The organism is Pseudomonas moorei (assembly GCF_042846945.1).
In the GTDB taxonomy this organism is placed as follows: Bacteria; Pseudomonadota; Gammaproteobacteria; order Pseudomonadales; family Pseudomonadaceae; genus Aquipseudomonas; species Aquipseudomonas moorei.
Map to the genome: position 1 here is coordinate 2,854,449 of NZ_AP035776.1, position 15,588 is coordinate 2,870,036.

Genomic DNA, 15,588 nt, shown 5'->3' on the forward strand with positions numbered 1-15,588 from the left:
CAGCTCCTGCATCGGATTCTTGTCAGTCACACCCCTTGTGAGCGAAACCGATCAACTGTTGGAGCTGGCTTGCCAGCGAAGCGGCCATAAGCCTCACCGCCTGTCTCGGATCAAACCCCGGATTTCGGCGACTTCAAGGAGTCATTCCCGGTCACGGTCGCCGTTTTGGTCGCCGCTTCGGCATTCGCCTTCAGCCGGCTCAAGTCCTCGCCAGCCCGCTGGATTTTTGCCCGTACGTTATCCATGTCCTGACGGCTTTTTTCCAGCAGGCTTTTCGCCGAGCTATGGCCGGTGATGCCGCGAGCCAGGGCAACACCGCCGATCGCCACTTGAATCAAACCGAAGATGCCGCCACGACGCAGGCCCTTGCCCACCATCACCACACCACCGGCCAGGGAACCGATGCGCTCCCAGCCCTGCACATTCTGCTCGGTGTGCGTCTGGAACGGGGTGGATTCGATACGTTCAACGCGTTTGAGTTCGCTCATGATCTGTCTCCAGGCAGGATCGGGAATGGATAGTTAAGCTGACTGCCGGGGCGGGTAGCTCGTTCCATCGGATGTACGACGATTCAGCGGAATTTGGGCCCTGAACGGGTGTTGAGCCCCTTGGCCATGCGGTCGTAGAGCACAACGTTGACCGTGGCGGCCAGGTTCATGCAACCGGTGGTCGGGATATAGACCACGTCTTCGCACCAGTCGCGAATCTCTTTATCCAGCGAGCCGTCTTCCGGACCGAAGATGTACAGCGCACGGTCCGGGTGCGTGTATTCGGGCAGCGGACGAGCGCCTTCCACCAATTCCACGGCGACGGGAACACAATTGAGGGGCAGGATTTTTTTCAGGTCGTCGATGCCGATCAGCGGGATGTCGTAGTGAACGCGCTTGGTATCGGTGACGAAGTCGGCGGCGCGCTCATAGCGCTTGCCGGTGTAGAACACCGACGCCACGCCATAACAGCCAGCGGCGCGCATCACCGAACCGACGTTCTCCGGTGATTTAGGGTTATACAAACCAATGCAGCTGTACCGTTTGTCTGCCACGAGCGAAGCGCCTTTCAGGAAAAAAGCGCGATTATACGGGGTTTGGCGGCAGGCCGCTGATTCGGCGACAGGCTCACTGCGTTGCCGGCATGAGCGCCTTGATCCTGTCCATCATGGCATTCCCGGCATTGTTGATCTGTTCGTACTGCGGGTTTTTGCTGGTTCCCGGGTCGGTATCGACGCCTGCCAGGATTTCGGCAAGATTATGGAAGTGACCGGCTTGTTTCCCCGTATCTGCGGAGTCCTTGCTGCCATTGGCGTACTGATTCAATGCGTTCGCCAACGTTAGGTGTTGGGACAGCCACTGCGGCGTGTTCTTCTCTTCGGGGCTCATCTTATCGAGGAAGTTCAGCGCTGCCTTGGCCCGACCGACCGGGTCATTGGCGAAGGGGTCTTTCCAGTATTTCTTTTGATCGTCCGGGCCGCTGAAGTAGCCCGACGCCAGTCGAGCCTGTTGCTGCATCAACGCTTTCGCTGCGTCCTGCTCGTCCTTCGAAAACTGTCCGCCCTGGTTCCTCGCGACGGCGTTGAGCGAGCGTCGATCCAGATCGCCCATCAGCGCATTGCGGTCTTCGGCGTTGCCGGTGTAGGGCTTGTCGCCGGTCTTCATCTGAGCGTATTTCTGATCCATCCGTTTGCGAGCATCGGTGGCCACTTCGTCAAAGGTTTTACCGGTTGAGCTGGAAACCGCGCCCGGCTGGGTGACACCCAGTACGAGGGCATCCGCATTCATGCCTGGGCGCACCGGAAAAAACGGCGCGTTGCCGGCAATCGAACCGCTGTAGTCGGCGGCTGTTTTAGAGAGGCTGAGCGAATCGTCGTTTTTGCTTTTACCGGCCGCCTGCTCGCTGTCACGGGCGATGGATCCGGCCTTCGCATCGGTCGTGTTGTTGTAGGCCAGGATGGCGGTGCTATTGAAGGTAGAGGTCACATTCATAAAACGGGTCTGTCCATGTATGACGCGGTTCAGAGGCGACATGAGCAGCGCTCAATGTATTGAGGCTGATACATCGCAAGAACAGTGCCATCAGCGGATGATGGCCATGGAGAGGGCGGTTTGTAACGGTTTGGACACGTTACAGCCTGAGAGAAGGGCAGGATGTTTTTGCCGGTAGCGGCAGATTGTCGCCGGCAGTTGGCAGGTTTTGCCGGGTTGTTGACACGATCCCGGCAGGAGCGAGCGATCTCGCTCCTGCCGGTGATTTTCAATCTTCTTTTTTCATCAGGCCCGCCAGAGCGGCAAACGGGTTATGCGTGGCCTTGGCGATTTTCGGCGTGCTCAGCGAGCCTTCGTCGAAATACTGTTGGTCGGTATAGCGCGAGTGTTCGTTGTCGTGGCAATACAGGCACAACAATTCCCAGTTCGAACCGTCCTGAGGGTTGTTGTCGTGGTTATGGTCGCGGTGGTGCACGGTCAGTTCGCTCAAGCGCTTGCCGGAGAATTCACGGGCGCAGCGGCCGCAGACGTGCGGGTACATCTTCAGGGCCTTGTCGCGGTAACCCATTTCCTTGTCGCGCTGGTTGTCGGCGAGGATGCGATCCAGCTTCGAGGTATTGGTCGGTGTGGACGAACTCATGGGTTCACCTTTGTAAAAGACTAATGACGGTTATGCAGCCAGTTTAGCTCAGCCCTTGAGCTTTTCGGCAATCCAGATGGTGTGCCGGGTGCCCTTGTTGCCATGGGCGAAGACTTGCACTTCCTCGGCCTTGAACCCGGCTTTTTTCAGTTTGTCGGAAAACTGCCGATCCGCGCTGGCCGACCAGACCGCCAGCACGCCTTTGGGCCGCAGAGCCTTGGCGCAGGCACTCAGGCCGCCGGCGGAGTACAGCCAGCTGTTGGCTTTCTGGGTCAGGCCTTCGGGACCATTATCGACATCGAGCATGATCGCATCGAAGCCCTGGGGTTCGGCTTGCAGCACTTTAGCCACATCTTCCATGCGGATGACCGTGCGCGGGTCGAGCAGCGGGTTGCCGGACTTTTCGCCCAACGGCCCGCGATTCCACTCGACCACGCCGGGCACCAGTTCCGCGACCACCACTTCAGCGGTCCTGCCCAGATGCTTGAGCGCCGAGGCCAGGGTAAAACCCATGCCCAGGCCACCGATCAGCACCCGTGAATTCGGGCGTCCGGCGACCTTGCGGCAGGGGATTTCGGCCAGCGCATCCTCGGAGCCGTGCATGCGCGTGTTCATGAGTTGCCCGCCGTCACCCCCCTGGATCTTGATGACGAAATCCTCGCCGTACTCGAACAGGCACAGGGCTCCGCCATTTTCAGGGATTGGCGCGGTGTCGAGCAGAACGAAACGTTTCATGGGGCTCTCTTGAGAAGAATTGGCAAGACGGGGAGGGCAAACGGGCGCAGTTGGGAGTAGCCTGCACAGGACAACAAGGCCAACGGAGCCATTGATGAAGCGCACCATTCTAACGGTCATTGCCCTGGCCGCGCTCTCGATTACTGCAGTGCAGGCCCAACAGCAGCAAACCACTCCCGTCACGCCCGCGCCGCAGCCCGGCTCGCCGGGGACCGCGACGCCCACGCCCTATCCGCAAATCAGCCCCGCGCCCGTGCCGAAAGTCGGCCCTGGCAGCAGTGGTCCGCCTTTGGTGCCGATCGAGATGCCCAGCCCGCCGACCAAGGATCAGCCGGTGCCGGGGATTGAGCCCAACCCGCCGAAAGCCAAATCGCCCGGAGGTTAGACCTGCTGTAGAAGCAGTTGCCCGTCGGCCATGCGCAAGCGTTTGGAGAGCGAAACGGCGAGGGCGCGGATGATCTTGGCGGCGATTTTCGGCGCGTCGTTGAGCATCTTTTCCAGAGAGTCCTTGCCCAGGTTGAGCAACTGGCAGTTGCTCGCGGCCACGCAGCTGGCCGAGCGACGTTCGCCATCGAGCACGGCCATTTCGCCGAAGGAGCGGCCGCTGCGCAGGGTGGCGATGGTCAACAGTTGCCCGTCGCTGGTGGTTTTCTGTACCGCCACTTGTCCGGTATGGATGATGCACATGAAGCTGCCGGCGTCGCCTTCATGGAAAATTTCTTCGCCCTGGGCAATGGTGCTGATGCTGAAGTAGCCCGAGGCCGCGGCAAAGTCCGCTGGCAGCAGTTGGTTGAACAGGCCGCAATCCATCAGCCAGTCGCGGATTTCGTTGTTGAGCAAGGTCGGTTCTGACATGTCGTGCGGTCTTTTTTGTTGTGTCCAGGTTCGGATTTCCCCAATCCCTGTGGGAGCGAGCAAGCTCCCACAGGGATCTATCGTTGTATCGGGCACGATGTGCTGGTCTTAAGACCGGTTCGTCGGGCCAGGTTCCTCAGGCAACCCCCAGAACCTTGAACAAAAATGCGTATTCGAGCGCTGCGTCACGCAATCCCTGATATCGACCACTCATCCCGCCATGCCCGGCGCCCAGTTCGGTCTTGAGCAGCAGGGGGTTGGTGTCGGTTTTGGTCGCGCGCAACCTAGCCACCCACTTGGCCGCTTCCCAGTACTGCACACGGCTGTCGTTGTAGCCGGCGATCACCAGGGTCGCCGGATAGGCTTGCGCAGAGATGTTTTCGTACGGGGCGTAGGCCTTGATCCGATCATAGACGTCCGGTTCCTCAGGATTGCCCCATTCATCGTATTCAGTGACGGTCAGCGGCAGGTCCGGGTCGAGCATGGTGTTGAGCACGTCGACGAACGGCACTTCGGCAATCGCCGCGCCGAACAATTCCGGTCGCTGGTTGAGCACCGCACCGATCAGCAGGCCACCGGCGCTGCCACCGCTGATCGCCAGTTGCGCAGCGCTGGTGAAGCCGTTGGCGATCAAATGTTCGGCGCAGGCGATGAAGTCGCTGAACGTGTTGTGTTTATGTTCCTGCTTGCCGGCGCGATACCAGGCTTCACCCAGTTCGCCACCGCCGCGCACGTGAGCGATGGCAAACGCCATGCCGCGATCGAGCAGGCTCAGGCGTGCGTGGGAGAACCACGGGTCGAGACTTTCGCCATAAGCGCCGTAACCGTACAAATACAGCGGCACCGGTTTGCCGAGCGCTTCGCGTTTGACCACCAGGCTGATCGGCACCTGCGTACCGTCCGGCGCGGTGGCCCACAGGCGTTGGCTGACATAGGCGTCGGCGTCGAACGGGCCGAGCACCGGGGTTTGCTTGAGGACTTTTTGATCGCCTGTGTTCAGTTCCAACTGGCGGATTTGCGCCGGACGGTTCAACGCTTCGTAGCGCAGCCGAATCCGCTCGCTGACGAACTCCAGGCTGTTTTGCACATGCAGGCTGTAGGCCGCGTCCGGCAGTTGCACCCGGTAGCTCGGCAGGTCTTGCGGGTGAACTTCGATGATCGGCAAGCCGCCTTCACGCAGGCTGAGCGTCATGGCCCCGGCATTCAGGCTCATGCCGTCGATCATCACGGTGTCGCTATGGGGAATCAGGATCTGCCAATCGGCTTCGTTCGGCGCCACACCACGGTCAATCGCCGTATACAACGCGAAGTTGATGCCGTCGCGGTTGCTGCGGATGAACCAGGTCCATTGGCCGTTGCGCGCGCCGTGGTCGACATCGTACTCGTGATCCTCGACCCGTGGCGCGATGCAGCTGAAGGCTTGTTGCGGCTGGTTGGCGTCCAGTACCCAGACTTCGCTGGTGGTCTTGCTGCCCACAGACAGCAGCAATTGCTGCTCGGAACTCGAGCGGTAGCAATGCATGAAGAACCGGCCGTCCGGCTCATGGAACACTTCTTCGGCCGCCGTGCCGTCAAGGCGATAGCGGTACAGCTTGTGCGGACGATGGGTGTCGTCCAGCTCGCCGAAAAACAGGGTCAGGCTGTCGTTGGCCCAGGTCATGCTGCCGTCGCAGTTCTGGAACTCCAGTTCGCTGACGCGTCCGTCGGATAATTCCTTCACGAACAGTGTGTAAATCTCATCGCCCGTCGAGTCGATGCTGTAGGCCAGGCGCTGGTGGTCCGGGCTGATGCTGAACGCACCCAGGGAGAAAAAGCCGCCATTGGCCAACAGGTTCGGGTCAAGCAGCAGTTGTTCCCGGCTTTCATCGAGTTGCAGGCTGTCGTCGGCCGGGCGCGGGCAGCGATAGTGGCGGGCGTACTCGTCACCCGCCGTGGTGCGCGTGTAATACAGGTAAGGTCCCCACGGGGAGGGCAGGGACAGGTCGGTCTCGAGAATCCGGCCCTTGATCTCTTCGAACAGGGTTTCACGCAGCCCGGCCTGGTCGGCGGTTTGCGCCTCCTGATAGCTGTTTTCAGCCTTGAGGTAGTCGAGCACTGCATCGGTATCGCGCTCTTGCAGCCAGGCATACGGGTCGGAACCTTCGGCCTTGTGGGCAACCGGAGCGTCGTAAAGGGTGGCGGATAGCGGCATGGAGGGCTCTCGAACTGTATACGGAATGGGGTTTTGAACCTGTGGGGGCGAGTTTGCTCCGGGCGGCGTTCCGACGATAGCGTTCTGACCGTCAGTATGGATGCTGGATGTGCTGGCCTCATCGCGAGAAAGCTCGCTCCCACAGGTACTGTCTCCCGAGCGGCTGCCATTGATGCAGCCTGACGGACGAAAAGTCGTTATCATAAGCGCCTCTTTGCCTGCCTTGCCATGGACACCATGACCGAGAACGACTATCTGATCGCTTGGGGCCTCTACGCCTTTGCCGCTTTGGGCTGCCTGTTGGTGTGGATGCGCATCACCCGCTGGATGTGGCGTTGGCTGCGTGAGCCGCTGCGGCTGCTGGTGGCGGTGCTGCTGTTTTCCCCGACCATCATCGACCCTGTAAAGGAAAAGGTCGCCCCGGCCATCGCCATTACGGCCCTTGATCTGTTGTTCAAGGTCGGCAACAACGCGTGGCGGGCGATTTCCGATCTGTTCATGTACGGCATGATCGCGTTCGGCATTTACCTGGTATTCGTGGCGATCCGCTTCCCGATCGAGCGTGCCTCCAATGCACGCAAGGAAAAGGCCGAAGCCGCCAAAGCCGCGGCGCTTGCCGAGGAGCCGGAAGAAGAACGCGCCTTCGGCGGCGCCGGCGACGATCGCTATGGGCGTCCCCCTGTGCCGAGCAATCCCCAGCGGATGCGGGTCGAACCCCGTCTGTAACGTCGCCCCTGGCCTGAAGCGAGAGTCCGAGCATGTGTGAGTTATTGGGCATGAGCGCCAATGTGCCTACCGATATCGTGTTCAGCTTTACCGGGCTGATGCAGCGTGGCGGCCGTACCGGTCCGCATCGCGACGGCTGGGGCATCGCCTTCTATGAAGGCCGGGGCTTGCGCTTGTTCCAGGACCCGGCGGCGAGCTGCGAATCGGAAGTCGCGAACCTGGTTCAGCGCTATCCGATCAAGAGCGAGGTGGTGATCGGGCACATCCGCCAGGCCAACGTCGGCAAGGTCTGCCTCTCCAATACCCATCCTTTCGTGCGCGAGTTGTGGGGCCGTAACTGGTGTTTTGCCCATAACGGCCAACTGGCGGACTTTCAACCGGGCGCCAGTTTCTACCGTCCGGTGGGCGATACCGACAGCGAAGCGGCGTTCTGCGATTTGCTCAACCGTGTTCGGGCGGCGTTCCCCGAGCCGGTCGAGGTCGAGGAACTGCTGCCCGACCTGGTGGCCGCGTGTGCCGAATACCGCAGCAAAGGCGTGTTCAACTGCCTGCTCAGCGACGGCGATTGGCTGTTCTGCTATTGCTCGACCAAATTGGCGCAGATCACCCGTCGCGCCCCGTTCGGCCCGGCGCGCCTGAAGGACGTCGACGTCATCGTCGACTTCCAGGCCGAAACCACCCCCAACGACGTGGTGACGGTGATCGCCACCGAACCCTTGACCGAAAACGAAACCTGGACCCGCTATGAACCGGGCCAATGGAGCCTGTGGCGACGCGGCGAATGCGTCAGCCAGGGCAGGACCGAATAAGGATTCTTCCCCATGTTGCTCAGTTATCTACGGCTGGTGTTGTTCGCGGCGGGCCTGTTGATCGGTGTCCAGGTGCCGGGGTTCATCAATGATTACGCCAAGCGGGTGGAGGCCCATCTGATTGAAGCGCAGGCCAGCCTGAGCGGCTTTCAGGGCACGGCCAATCAGTTCTTCAAGGGCGATATGCAGGCCCTGGTGGCCCATTATCGCGCCAGCGAAGACCCGATTTTCCGCAGCGACGCCGACAGCCTGAGCAACCTGCTGACCCGTCAGCTGGCGCTGGACAAGCAGTTCCAGGCGATGCAGGGCCCCTGGTACATCCGGTTCCTGCAAGTGGTACTGGCCGCCGATCCGGATATTCGCAAGGAAACCTGGAATGGCTACGGCTACCAGATCCTGTTGACACCGGAAGCGATGATCTGGGGCATGAGCGGCGCGATGTTGCTGTCGTTCGGCCTGGAATGCCTGTTCCGACTGATTGACTGGGTGGTGCTGGGCGGCAAGCGCCTGCGCCAGAGTCGGCCGATCGAGGAACGGGATTTGCGCGGGTTGTAAACACGGCCCTTGTGGCGGGGAAGCAAGCGACCTCGCCACAAGATTTGTTAGGTCGCCAATACGATGTAGCTTTCTCCCACCCTGCGCGCATACCCCTCCAGCACCTGCTGACACAACGCCACAATCTCTTCGACCCACTCCACCCCCACCCGCCACGACACCACCACCTGCAGGTTCGGCGGGCGCTGGTCGATGGCCAGCAAGGTCAATTCCCCGCGCGCCAGTTCCTCGGCCACCAGCACTGGCGGCAACGCACCAATCCCGAAGCCATCGCGCAACAATCGGGTAATCGCCGATACCGAGTTTACGCAGTTCAGTCGTGGCGCCATGACGCCATTGGCCTGCATCAGCGCGAGCACTTCCTGGTGCGGATGAGAGTTTTTCGAGTAGGTGATGATCCGTTCATTCGCCAGATCGGCGACGCCTGAATACTCACGGTTATAGAGGGAATTACTGGCGACGATCCAGCCCATGGGATGGCTGGCCAGTTCCAGGCTGCGGACGCTTTCCTGGCGCAACAGGTCGGTTTGCAGGATCACATCGAGAAAGCCTGTTTGCAGCTGATCGCAGAGGTTCAGCGAGGTATCGGCCACCAGCTCGATCTCCACCAGTGGATAGTGATCGGTCATTTGGGCCACCAACGGGCTGAGCCAGGTGTGGATGACCGTGTCCATCACACCGATGCGCACGCGTCCGGCCTTGCTCGAACGGTTCTCGATCGACTGCCGCAACGCCTGCATGGTGTCCATCATCTGCTCGGCATAATCGAGCACCTTCAAGCCTTCCGGCGTCAGGCTCACGCCACGGGAATCTCGCAGAAACAGCTTTACCCCAAGCTCGCCTTCGAGCACGGCGATGCGGCTGGAGATTGACGCCTGGGTGGTGAAGAGTTTGTCGGCGGTCAGGCGAAAGCTCTTGAGTCGGGCGACCCAGACGAAGGTCTCGAGAAACTTCAGGTTCATGGGATTGGCTCGGGGGGATAAAGATTTCTTATGTCTAGGGCGGGTTTTTATTAGTTGGACGCCACAGGGCAAGCAGCCCAAAAATCGACGCATCCGGTTCCCACGATAGGCGTCGTCGGGGCTCAGAACAATACCAATAAAATCAGCGCGGAGATTTGCCATGAGTGCGCCAGACACCCCCTTCATCGCGAAAGCCACGGCGCGTCCGGGACCTTTCGATTGGTATCGCAACATCAATCAGCAAGAACGTCGCACCTTCTGGAGCTGCAAGATCGGCTATGGCCTGGACGGCATGGACACCCAGATGCTCAGCTTCGTGGTGCCGACCCTGATTGCCATGTGGGGCATCACCACCGGGCAGGCCGGGCTGATTCATACCAGCACCTTGATCGCTTCGGCCATCGGTGGATGGGTGGCCGGCATTCTCTCCGACCGAATCGGCCGCGTGCGTACCTTGCAATTGACGGTGTTGTGGTTTGCCTTCTTTACCTTCCTCTGCGGTTTTGCCCAGAACTACGAACAGCTGTTGATTGCTCGCACCCTGATGGGCTTCGGTTTCGGTGGTGAGTGGACGGCTGGCGCGGTCCTGATGGGTGAGGTCATCCGCGCCCAGGATCGCGGCAAGGCCGTCGGCATGGTGCAATCCGGCTGGGCGCTGGGTTGGGGGCTGACGGCAATCCTCTATGCGCTGCTGTTCTCGGTGTTGCCTGCCGAAGATGCCTGGCGTGCGCTGTTCATTCTTGGCATCGTGCCGGCGATTTTCGTGATCTTCGTCCGTCGTCTGGTCAAGGACCCGGAAATCTACCGCGAAGCCAAAGCCAGGCAGGAGCCGAGCAATCCGTCGAAGTTCTACGAGATCTTCGCCCCCGGCATGCTCTTCACCACGATTCGCGCTTCGCTGCTGACCACCGGCGCGTTGGGTGGCTACTACGCGATCACGTCCTGGCTGCCGACTTTTCTGAAGAACGAACGCGGTTTGAGCGTACTCAATACGAGCGGTTATCTGGCGATGGTGATCGTCGGGTCCTACGTCGGGTACGTCATCAGTGCCTACTTGACCGACATCCTCGGCCGCAAAAAGAATTTCATCCTGTTTGCGGTCGGCTCCTTCACCATTGTGTTGCTCTACACCCAACTGCCGGTCAGCAACGGTGTGATGCTCTGGCTGGGCTTCCCGCTGGGTTTCTTCGCCTCAGGCATCTTCAGCGGCATGGGCGCGTTCCTGACCGAATTGTTCCCGACGCGCATTCGCGGTTCAGGCCAGGGCTTTTGCTACAACATCGGCCGGGCGCTGGCGGCATTGTTCCCGCTGCTGATCGGTTTGCTCAGCCAGAAAGTGCCGTTGAGTGTGGGAATCGGCGCCTTCGCGGCGGTTTCCTACGGCGTGGTGATCCTCGCGGCCCTGAGTTTGCCGGAAACCCGTGGCAAGCAACTCGACGCCCGGTAACTGATAATCTGCGGGCCTGTCTTACAGATTTGTCCCGCAGCTAAAAAGAATAATGCCTACAGGAGTGTTCACCGTGAGCCGCCTGCTATTGAACTGCGACATCGGCGAGAGTTTCGGCAACTGGACCATGGGTCTGGACGCCGAGGTCATGCCCTTTATCGATTGCGCCAACATCGCCTGCGGTTTCCATGCCGGCGACCCGAGCATCATGCGCAAGACCGTCAGCCTGGCCCTCAGCCATGGCGTACGGATCGGCGCCCATCCCGCCTATCAGGACCTGGTGGGCTTCGGCCGCCGCTCCATGGCCTACGCTGCTCAGGAACTCCAGGACATCCTGCATTACCAGATCGGTGCCCTCGACGGCATTTGCCGGGCCCAGGGCGGTCGGGTCAGTTACGTCAAACCCCACGGCGCGATGTACAACGACATGATGGCCAACCCGGCGCAATTGCGTGCGGTGTTGCAGGCCGTGGCCGCTTATGACCGCAGCTTGCCGTTGATGTTGATGGCCACCCGCGACAACAGTGCCGCGCAGCGGATGGGCGATGAATACGGCGTGACCCTGTGGTTCGAAGCCTTTGCCGATCGCGCTTACGACAGCGCCGGCATGTTGGTATCACGGCAACTGCCGGGCGCCGTGCACCACGATCCGGAGAAGATCATCGAACAGGCGTTGATCATTGCCCGCGGCGATCCCCTCACCGCCAGCGACGGCAGCGCCTTGCATTTGCAGGCCAACACCCTGTGCGTGCACGGCGACAACGCCAGTTCGGTGGCCGCCGTGCAGCGCATTCGCGAGGCCTTGAATCAGCAGAGCGCGTCATGAAACTGCGGGTGGAAGTGGTCGCGCTGGATTGCTTGATGGTGCGTCTGTTCGATGAAATCGCCGAAGCCAACATGCCGTGGATGCTCGCCGCCAGCGAAAGTCTGCGCCGCGCTTTCGGTGAACATCTGATCGATCTGGTGCCGTCGTACACCACGTTGATGGTGCATTACGACCTTGTCGCGTTGAATCCCGCCCAGGCACGGGAGTTGATTGACGAGGCCTTGATCGATCTGTCGCCCAACGCGCGAACCGGCGGCACCTCTCATGTCCTGCCCGTCTGGTACGACTTGAGCGTCGGCCCGGAGCTGAGCCTGTTGTCACAGCGCAGCGGGTTGACGGTGGCAGAGGTGATCCGTCGGCACAGCGAGCGTGAATATCAGGTGTTCGCCTTGGGTTTTGCGCCGGGTTTCGCCTTCATGGGGCTGGTGGAAGAGCTGCTGGCCGCACCACGCCTGGACACCCCGCGCAAGAAAGTTGCCGCTGGCAGTGTCGGTATCGCCGAACGGCAAACGGCAGCCTATCCGGTGGTGTCGCCGGGGGGCTGGAACCTGATCGGTCGCACGCCGGCCAAGCTGTTCGACCGTCACCGCGACGGCTACAGCCTGATGCAGCCGGGCGACACCGTGCGTTTCGAAGCGGTGGGGCACGCCGAGTTCATCAACCTGGGCGGTGATGACACGCCACTGGAGGGCCAGGCATGAGCCGTCTGACGATTGAAGCCAGTACGCCGTTGTGCTTGTTGCAGGATGCCGGGCGCTTTGGCGTGCGGCACCTGGGCGTGACCCAGGGCGGCGGGCTGGATTGGCGTTCGCTGTCCTGGGCCAATTGGCTGCTGGGCAACAGGCTGGATGCACCGGTGATCGAAATCACCCTCGGCGGGTTCACAGTGGTGGCCGAGGATGATTGCGTGCTGGCGCTGGCGGGTGCCGATCTTGGCGCGCAGCTGGACGGTGAGGCGCTGGCGCCGTGGCGCAGCTTCAGGCTGCACAAAGGTCAACGACTGCAATTCACCCAGCCGTTGCTTGGTGCCCGGGCCTATCTGGCCGCGCCGGGCGGGTTTGATGCGCCGAAGGTGTTGGGCAGCAGCGCGACGGTGGTGCGCGAAGCGCTCGGTGGCTTGGACGGCATGGGCCGGCCGTTGGGCAAGGGGCAGTCGCTGAGCTATTCGGGCAACTCGGTGATGCTGCTGCGGGAATTGTCGGCGGAGCAGCGCCCGGATCTGCAGCTGGAGGCGCCGCTGGACCTGGTGCTGGGGGCGCAAATCGGCGAGTTCAGTGGCCAGAGCCTGTTCGATGCGTTCAACAACCCATGGCACCTCGACAGTCGCGCCGACCGGATGGGCATTCGCCTGTTGGGCACGGCGTTGCAGTATCAGGGCAAGCCGATGATTTCCGAAGGCATCCCGCTGGGCGCCGTTCAGGTGCCACCGGACGGGCAGCCGATCGTGCTGCTCAATGATCGGCAGACCATTGGCGGCTATCCACGATTGGGGGCGTTGACGCCATTGGCACTGGCGCGGCTGGCGCAGTGTCTGCCGGGGGCGAAGGTGCGGTTGCGGCCGGTGGTGCAGGACGTGGCGCATCGCGAGCAGGTCGAGTATTTGAGCCGGTTCAGTTGACCCTTGCAGGAGCTGGCTTGCCAGCTCCTGCAGAACAACGGGATTACTTGGACAGAAACCGCATCCCTTCCTCCAACCCGCGAAGGGTCAGGGGATACATCTGGTCCTCGATCAAGTCCCGCACAATGTTGGTCGAGGAGGTGTAGCCCCAGGTGTCTTTCGGATACGGGTTGATCCAGATGAGCTTCTTGAACTTCTCCTTGAACCGCTGCATCCACACGTAGCCGGCTTCTTCGTTCCAGTGCTCGACGCTGCCGCCGGGCTGGGTGATTTCGTAGGGCGCCATGGCAGCGTCACCGATGAAGATCACTTTGTAGTCGGCGCCGTACTTGTGCAGCACGTCCTGGGTCGAAGTGCGCTCGGAAGTGCGGCGCATGTTGTTCTTCCACACCGATTCATAAATGAAGTTGTGGAAGTAGTAGTACTCCAGATGCTTGAACTCGGTCTTGCAGGCCGAGAACAGTTCCTCGCAGACTTTCACATGGGCGTCCATCGAACCGCCGATGTCGAACAGCAGCAACAACTTCACTGTATTGCGCCGCTCTGGACGCATCTGGATGTTCAGCAGGCCGGCGTCCTTGGCGGTGTGATCGATGGTGCCATCGATGTCCAGTTCTTCCGCTGCACCCTGACGGGCGAACTTGCGCAGGCGGCGCAGGGCGACCTTGATGTTGCGCGTGCCCAGTTCCACCGAGTCGTCGAGGTTCTTGTATTCGCGTTGATCCCAGACCTTGACCGCCTTGCCCTGGCGCTTGCCGGCATCGCCGACCCGAATGCCTTCCGGGTTGAACCCGCCTGAGCCGAACGGGCTGGTGCCGCCGGTGCCGATCCACTTGTTACCGCCGGCATGGCGTTCCTTCTGTTCTTCCAGGCGCTTCTTGAACTCTTCGATCAGCTTGTCCAGACCGCCGAGGGACTGAATCGCCGCCCGCTCTTCATCGGTCAGCGATCGTTCGAATTCCTTGCGCAGCCAGTCTTCGGGGATCAGGGCCTGCAAATGGTCGTCGAGTTTTTCCAGGCCGTTGAAGTACGCCCCGAAGGCCCGGTCGAACTTGTCGAAATGCTTTTCGTCCTTCACCAGAATCGCCCGGGACAAGTAATAGAACTCGTCCATGTCGGCGAAGGTCACGCGCTGTTTCAGCGCGTTGATCAGGTCCAGCAGTTCGCGCACCGAGACCGGGACCTTGGCTGCGCGCATTTCATTGAACAGATTGAGCAGCATGGCATTTGCCCCAGATGATCAACGACTGCCGCGACGGCTCATGAACGCCAGGCGCTCAAGCAGTTGCACGTCCTGTTCGTTTTTCACCAAGGCACCGGCCAGCGGCGGGATGGCCTTGGTCGGATCGCGCTCGCGCAGCACGGCTTCACCGATATTGTCGGCCATCAGCAGTTTCAGCCAATCCACCAGTTCGGAGGTCGATGGCTTCTTCTTCAGGCCTGGCACCTTGCGCACGTCGAAGAACACGTCGAGGGCTTCGCTGACCAGGTCTTTCTTGATGTCCGGGTAGTGCACATCAACGATTTTCTGCAGCGTGACGCGGTCAGGGAAGGCGATGTAGTGGAAGAAGCAGCGGCGCAGGAAGGCGTCCGGCAGTTCTTTTTCGTTGTTGGAGGTAATGATGATGATCGGGCGTTTCTTGGCCTTGATCGTCTCGTCGATCTCGTAAACGTAGAACTCCATCTTGTCGAGTTCTTGCAGCAGGTCGTTAGGGAACTCGATGTCGGCCTTGTCGATTTCGTCGATCAGCAGGATCACCCGCTCTTCGGATTCGAAGGCTTCCCAGAGCTTGCCCTTTTTCAGGTAGTTGCGCACGTCGTGGACCTTGTCCACGCCCAGTTGCGAGTCACGCAGGCGGCTGACCGCGTCGTACTCGTAGAGGCCCTGATGAGCCTTGGTGGTGGACTTGATGTGCCAGGTAATCAGCTTGGCGCCAAAGGATTCGGCCAGTTGCTCGGCGAGCATGGTCTTGCCGGTGCCCGGTTCGCCCTTGACCAGCAATGGCCGCTCCAGGGTGATGGCGGCATTGACCGCCAGCTTCAGGTCATCGGTGGCTACGTAGGCCTGGGTGCCTTCGAACTTCATCTGCTAATCCTCGAACGGTAACGCCGACCTGAACGAGGCAGGGCGGGGCGCAATAAATGGTCAGCCCCGACTATAACGCGGTGCCCGGTCAACTGTGAACGCAGACGGCTTATTCAGTCTCTGAATGGAGCGTCACATCGTGACCTGGTCGCGGCGGTT

At 60.8% G+C, this 15,588-nt stretch carries 18 protein-coding genes; 8 read left to right on the forward strand and 10 right to left on the reverse strand.

Annotation, left to right across the window (positions count from 1 at the left end; translation table 11 throughout):
* Positions 1–110: 110 nt before the first annotated feature.
* The 5 genes from ACGJAX_RS13295 to ACGJAX_RS13315 all read right to left on the reverse strand — a co-directional run bounded on the left by ACGJAX_RS13295 (position 111) and on the right by ACGJAX_RS13315 (position 3,354).
* On the reverse strand, positions 111–488 hold the full coding sequence (locus tag ACGJAX_RS13295; protein ID WP_390959353.1) for a DUF2892 domain-containing protein: 378 nt from the start codon (positions 486–488) through the stop codon (positions 111–113).
* Between the two features lie 83 nt (positions 489–571).
* Complete coding sequence (locus ACGJAX_RS13300) at positions 572–1,042, reverse strand: RNA methyltransferase (protein ID WP_007911337.1); 471 nt, start codon at positions 1,040–1,042, stop codon at positions 572–574.
* A gap of 73 nt (positions 1,043–1,115) precedes the next feature.
* Positions 1,116–2,021: a hypothetical protein gene (locus ACGJAX_RS13305; RefSeq protein WP_390959355.1), complete on the reverse strand. Its 906-nt coding sequence runs from the start codon at positions 2,019–2,021 to the stop codon at positions 1,116–1,118.
* Between the two features lie 226 nt (positions 2,022–2,247).
* A complete protein-coding gene (locus tag ACGJAX_RS13310; RefSeq protein WP_007898702.1) occupies positions 2,248–2,619 on the reverse strand; it encodes a YajD family HNH nuclease in 372 nt (123 codons plus the stop codon).
* A 48-nt stretch (positions 2,620–2,667) separates the two neighbouring features.
* A complete protein-coding gene (locus tag ACGJAX_RS13315; protein ID WP_390959357.1) occupies positions 2,668–3,354 on the reverse strand; it encodes a spermidine synthase in 687 nt (228 codons plus the stop codon).
* Positions 3,355–3,448: 94 nt separating this feature from the next.
* On the opposite strand from ACGJAX_RS13315, the gene ACGJAX_RS13320 reads away from it, so the two are divergent.
* Complete coding sequence (locus ACGJAX_RS13320; RefSeq protein WP_090317516.1) at positions 3,449–3,739, forward strand: hypothetical protein; 291 nt, start codon at positions 3,449–3,451, stop codon at positions 3,737–3,739.
* On the opposite strand, the gene ACGJAX_RS13325 is transcribed toward ACGJAX_RS13320, so the two are convergent.
* Positions 3,736–4,209: a cyclic nucleotide-binding domain-containing protein gene (locus tag ACGJAX_RS13325; RefSeq protein WP_247254729.1), complete on the reverse strand. Its 474-nt coding sequence runs from the start codon at positions 4,207–4,209 to the stop codon at positions 3,736–3,738. The genes ACGJAX_RS13320 and ACGJAX_RS13325 overlap by 4 nt on opposite strands.
* A 136-nt stretch (positions 4,210–4,345) precedes the next feature.
* Positions 4,346–6,400, reverse strand: a complete 2,055-nt coding sequence (locus ACGJAX_RS13330) for a prolyl oligopeptidase family serine peptidase (protein WP_390959359.1) — start codon at positions 6,398–6,400, stop codon at positions 4,346–4,348.
* Positions 6,401–6,628: 228 nt separating this feature from the next.
* Here ACGJAX_RS13330 and ACGJAX_RS13335 point away from each other — a divergent pair, with 228 nt between their 5' ends.
* The 3 genes from ACGJAX_RS13335 to ACGJAX_RS13345 are packed head-to-tail and all read left to right on the forward strand — an operon-like array spanning position 6,629 to position 8,490.
* A complete protein-coding gene (locus ACGJAX_RS13335; RefSeq protein ID WP_090317524.1) occupies positions 6,629–7,126 on the forward strand; it encodes an MFS transporter in 498 nt (165 codons plus the stop codon).
* A gap of 32 nt (positions 7,127–7,158) precedes the next feature.
* On the forward strand, positions 7,159–7,935 hold the full coding sequence (locus ACGJAX_RS13340; RefSeq protein WP_090317527.1) for a class II glutamine amidotransferase: 777 nt from the start codon (positions 7,159–7,161) through the stop codon (positions 7,933–7,935).
* A gap of 12 nt (positions 7,936–7,947) precedes the next feature.
* The gene (locus tag ACGJAX_RS13345) at positions 7,948–8,490 is read left to right on the forward strand and encodes a DUF2937 family protein (protein WP_090317530.1); all 543 of its coding nucleotides are present in this window, start codon (positions 7,948–7,950) and stop codon (positions 8,488–8,490) included.
* A 47-nt stretch (positions 8,491–8,537) separates the two neighbouring features.
* Here ACGJAX_RS13345 and ACGJAX_RS13350 read toward each other — a convergent pair whose 3' ends face one another.
* The gene (locus ACGJAX_RS13350; RefSeq protein WP_390959362.1) at positions 8,538–9,452 is read right to left on the reverse strand and encodes a LysR substrate-binding domain-containing protein; all 915 of its coding nucleotides are present in this window, start codon (positions 9,450–9,452) and stop codon (positions 8,538–8,540) included.
* Between the two features lie 160 nt (positions 9,453–9,612).
* Between ACGJAX_RS13350 and ACGJAX_RS13355 the strand changes: the two genes are divergently transcribed.
* From ACGJAX_RS13355 to ACGJAX_RS13370, 4 genes are all read left to right on the forward strand, one after another.
* The gene (locus ACGJAX_RS13355; RefSeq protein WP_090317536.1) at positions 9,613–10,899 is read left to right on the forward strand and encodes an MFS transporter; all 1,287 of its coding nucleotides are present in this window, start codon (positions 9,613–9,615) and stop codon (positions 10,897–10,899) included.
* Between the two features lie 73 nt (positions 10,900–10,972).
* Positions 10,973–11,725 (forward strand): 5-oxoprolinase subunit PxpA, encoded by a 753-nt coding sequence (locus ACGJAX_RS13360; protein WP_247254726.1) that lies wholly within the window; start codon positions 10,973–10,975, stop codon positions 11,723–11,725.
* Entirely contained in the window at positions 11,722–12,426 is a 705-nt protein-coding gene (locus tag ACGJAX_RS13365) for a carboxyltransferase domain-containing protein (RefSeq protein WP_390959364.1), read from the forward strand. Before ACGJAX_RS13360 ends, ACGJAX_RS13365 begins: the two co-directional genes overlap by 4 nt.
* The gene (locus tag ACGJAX_RS13370; protein WP_390959366.1) at positions 12,423–13,343 is read left to right on the forward strand and encodes a 5-oxoprolinase/urea amidolyase family protein; all 921 of its coding nucleotides are present in this window, start codon (positions 12,423–12,425) and stop codon (positions 13,341–13,343) included. The genes ACGJAX_RS13365 and ACGJAX_RS13370 overlap by 4 nt, the downstream gene beginning before the upstream one ends.
* Positions 13,344–13,386: 43 nt before the next feature.
* On the opposite strand, the gene ACGJAX_RS13375 is transcribed toward ACGJAX_RS13370, so the two are convergent.
* Together ACGJAX_RS13375 and ACGJAX_RS13380 are read right to left on the reverse strand one after the other, a co-directional pair.
* A complete protein-coding gene (locus ACGJAX_RS13375) occupies positions 13,387–14,565 on the reverse strand; it encodes a VWA domain-containing protein (RefSeq protein ID WP_090317549.1) in 1,179 nt (392 codons plus the stop codon).
* An 18-nt stretch (positions 14,566–14,583) separates the two neighbouring features.
* Complete coding sequence (locus ACGJAX_RS13380; protein ID WP_090317552.1) at positions 14,584–15,429, reverse strand: MoxR family ATPase; 846 nt, start codon at positions 15,427–15,429, stop codon at positions 14,584–14,586.
* Positions 15,430–15,588: the final 159 nt, after the last annotated feature.